Source organism: Pseudonocardia pini, from assembly GCF_013870575.1.
Taxonomy (GTDB): domain Bacteria; phylum Actinomycetota; class Actinomycetes; order Mycobacteriales; family Pseudonocardiaceae; genus Pseudonocardia; species Pseudonocardia pini.
Genome location: NZ_JACBXB010000536.1, coordinates 1 through 3,896, shown reverse-complemented (window position 1 = coordinate 3,896; position 3,896 = coordinate 1). Strand labels below are relative to the sequence as shown.

At 74.4% G+C, this 3,896-nt stretch carries 3 protein-coding genes; all 3 read left to right on the top strand.

Annotated features, from left to right (window positions below; translation table 11 throughout):
- On the top strand, positions 1-183 hold a 183-nt coding region (locus tag H5J29_RS24145; RefSeq protein WP_181783324.1), incomplete at its 5' end, for a response regulator transcription factor.
- Between the two features lie 660 nt (positions 184-843).
- The gene (locus H5J29_RS24140; RefSeq protein WP_181783323.1) at positions 844-2,457 is read left to right on the top strand and encodes a peptide chain release factor 3; all 1,614 of its coding nucleotides are present in this window, start codon (positions 844-846) and stop codon (positions 2,455-2,457) included.
- A gap of 10 nt (positions 2,458-2,467) precedes the next feature.
- Positions 2,468-3,742 (top strand): D-arabinono-1,4-lactone oxidase, encoded by a 1,275-nt coding sequence (locus H5J29_RS24135; RefSeq protein WP_181783322.1) that lies wholly within the window; start codon positions 2,468-2,470, stop codon positions 3,740-3,742.
- Positions 3,743-3,896: the final 154 nt, after the last annotated feature.

Here is a 3,896-nt window from a genome sequence, read left to right as displayed (position 1 = left end):
TCCGGGCTGACCGAGGGCGAGGAGCGGATCGTGGCCCTGGTCGCCGCGGGCCGGTCGAACCGCGAGGTGGCGGGCGAGCTGTTCCTGGCGGTGGGCAGCGTGGAGGCCGCGCTCTGGCGGATCTACCGCAAGCTCGGCGTCCGCTCCCGCACGGAGCTGGCGGTGCTCCGGGCGGGGCGGTGAGGCTCACCCGGTGTCCACAGTGGGCGGGACCGGGCGGTGCGCTCCCCAGGCACCGCCCGGCCCCTCGGCAGGTCCGGACGGGCCGGACCGTGGTTCTTCTCGACGGCTGCGTCGGACTGTTCGCGACGGAGACGGTGGATGTTCGCTGGTCGCAGACCCGGATCGTGCTTCCTGTCACACGGGGAGGCGGGGCGACGGCGCACAGAATAAGCACGCCGCGGGGCGTCCGCGTTCAGCCGAACGGGTTGTGTTGCCGCACCCCGGCCGCAGCCGCCCCCGACGGCACGGCCGGGATGCCCCCCGGCACGCCCCCGTCGCGCGTCCCCCCGGGAACCGAGACGCTAGCGACGCCGGGTGAACCGCGGGGGCGCCTCGCGTGAACACCGGGTGCGCCAGGGCCGTTCGACCCGAACGGGGCCCCGGATCCTCCCGGGGCGCGGCGTTCGTCCGGCCCGCTCCGGGCGGTCCGTCCGGCTCTACGGTTCCCTGGTCGCCGAAGGGGGCCGCGCCGTCCTCGGGCGGCCGCGCCCGTCGTCGGCGGAGGACCGGGACGATGCCCGCACGCCCCCCGCCGGGCGTCGTTCCGGTACCCCGCCACGCCACGGTTACCCTGGTCGCCGGGCCCCGTCTCGGGTCTGGTGTCGAGAGGGGTTGTGGCAGGTGGCGCAGGTCGGCGAGTCCGAGGCGACGGCGGGCGGGATCCTCGCCGAGGCGAAGCGGCGGCGGTCGTTCGCCGTGATCAGCCACCCGGACGCGGGCAAGTCCACGCTCACCGAGGCCCTCGCGCTGCACGCCGAGGTGATCGACTCGGCGGGCGCGGTGCACGGCAAGTCCGGCCGCCGCGGCGTCACCTCGGACTGGATGGAGATGGAGCAGCAGCGCGGCATCTCGGTGTCCAGCGCGGTACTGCAGTTCACGTACAAGGACGCGGTCGTCAACCTGCTCGACACCCCGGGCCACGGCGACTTCTCCGAGGACACCTACCGGGTGCTCGCCGCCGTCGACGCCGCGGTGATGTTGCTCGACGCGGCGAAGGGCCTCGAGCCCCAGACCCTCAAGCTGTTCGACGTCTGCCGCTCCCGCAAGATCCCCGTCATCACCTTCGTGAACAAGTGGGACCGCCCCGGCCGCGAGCCCCTCGAGCTGCTCGACGAGGTGGAGCAGACCATCGGGCTGCGGCCGATGCCGGTGACCTGGCCGCTCGGCGTGGCGGGCGCGCTGCGCGGGCTGATCGAGGTCGGCACCGGGGAGTTCACCCGGTTCACCCGCGCGGCGGGCGGGGCCACCAGGGCGACGGCCGAGCCCGTCGCCGCGGACGTCATCGCCGCCGAGGAGCCGGAGTTCTGGACCACCGCGCAGGACGAGATCGCCCTGCTCGAGGAGATCGGCGCGCAGTTCGACGAGAAGGACTTCCTGTCGGGTCGCGCCACGCCGGTGCTGTTCGGGGCGGCGCTGTCGAACATCGGTGTGGCCCGGCTGCTCGACGCGCTGGTGGAGCTGGCCCCGCCGCCCGCCGAGCGGGAGGACGCCGAGGGCCGCCCCCGCGCGCTCGACGCCCCGCTCTCCGGGCTGATCTTCAAGGTGCAGGCGGGCATGGACCGGGCCCACCGGGACCGGATGGCGTTCCTGCGGATCAACTCCGGCCGCTTCGAGCGCGGGATGGTGCTCACCCACGCCGCCACCGGCAAGCCGTTCGCCACGAAGTACGCGCAGTCGGTGTTCGGCAACCAGCGCACCACGGTCGAGGAGGCCTACCCCGGAGACGTCGTCGGCCTGGTCAACGCGAACGCGTTGCGCCCCGGGGACACCCTCTACGCGGCGGAGCCGGTCCAGTACCCGGCCATCCCCAGCTTCGCGCCCGAGCACTTCTCGGTGGCCCGCTGCAAGGACGCGGGCAAGACCAAGCAGTTCCGGCGCGGCATCGAGCAGCTCGACGGCGAGGGCGTCATCCAGGTCCTGCGCTCGGACCGGCGCGGGGACCAGGCTCCGGTGCTCGCCGCCGTCGGCCCCCTGCAGTTCGACGTCGTGGCCGCCCGGATGGCCTCGGAGTTCTCCGCGCCGATCACCCTGGAGCACCTGCCCTACCAGATCGCCCGAGTCACGGACGAGGCCGGCGAGGAGGCGCTGGCCCGGCAGTCGGAGTGCGAGGTGCTGACCCGCAGCGACGGCGTGAAGCTCGCGGTGTTCAGCAACAAGTGGCGGATGGACGTGGTGATCCGCAAGTTCCCCGACGTGCGCTTCGACCCGCTGCTCGCGGGCACCGTCACGGACTGAGCGGGGCGGCGTGACCTGGCGGAACTGGGCCGGGAACCAGCGCACGGACCCCGTCCGCACGGTCGCGGCCCACTCCGCCGCCCAGGTCGCCGAGGCGGTCGTGGCGGCGGGCCGGGAGGGGCTGCGCGTCAAGGCGCTGGGCTCCGGACACTCGTTCACCGGCATCGGCGTGCCCGACGGGGTGGCGGTCCGGCCGCCCGCGGGCCCGGGGATCAGGGTGGACGGGGCGCTCGCCACGGTTCCCGCCGGGATGACCCTGCGCACCCTCAACGCGCTGCTCTGGGCGCACGGGCGCGCGCTGCCGAACCTCGGCGACATCGACGCCCAGACGATCTCGGGGGCGGTCGCGACCGGCACGCACGGCACCGGCGCCCGGTACCAGGGGATCGCCGCGCAGGTCAGGGGCCTGGAGATGGTCCTGGCGGACGGTTCGGTGGTGCAGGCGGACGGTGAGCTCCTGCGGGTCGGTCGGGTCGGGCTCGGCGCGCTGGGGGTGGTCACGGCCGTCACGCTGGAGACCGTTCCCGCCTTCCGGCTGCACGCCGTGGAGCGGGCGGTGCCGCTCGAGGAGGCGCTGGAGCTCGCCGCGCTGCCCGCGGACCACGCCGAGTTCTACTGGTTCCCGCACACCTCCGTGGCCGTGCTGAAGCGCAACGACCGGACCTCCGCCGAGCGGCCCGTCCGCCGCGCGGCCTGGGTCGGCGACGAGCTCCTCGGCAACGGCGGGTTCGCCGCGGTCTGCGCGCTGGGCAACCGGGTCCCGGCGCTGGTCCCGCGGTTGAACCGGCTGATGGCGGGGCAGATGGCGGCGGGGGAGTACGTGGACCGCTCCTACCGGGTCTTCTGCTCCCCGCGGCGGGTCCGGTTCCTGGAGATGGAGTACGCCGTGCCGCGGGCCGCGCTGGGCGAGGCCTTCGTCGGGGTGCGGGCTGCGGCGGAACGGCACGCCCGGGCCGTCACGGTCCCCGTGGAGGTCCGGGTGACGGCGGCGGACGACGTCCCGCTCTCGACGGCGAGTGGCCGCGACACCGCCTACCTGGCCGTGCACGTGCACCACGGACAGCCGTACGAGGCCTACTTCGGTGCGGTCGAGCGTGCCATGGCCGCGCTGGGCGGGCGGCCACACTGGGGCAAGCTGCACACCCGCACCGCCGCCGAGCTCCGCGAGCTCTATCCCGAGCTCCCGGCCTTCCTCGCGGTGCGGGAGCGGGTGGACCCGGAGGGCCGGTTCGGCAACGCCCACCTCGACCGCATCCTGGGCAGTGGCGCATCTCGCGCTGACTGAAAATGAGATTCCGCTTGTTGGTTAGCCGTGGCGAGAGTAGCCATTAGACATGTCTAACGCCGGTCGGTTGACGAGGGACATCCGGGCGCTGCCCCGGACCTGTCTGGTCCCGGCCGGTCGCGCCCGGGGGCGCGCGGTCGCGGCGACGCCCGGC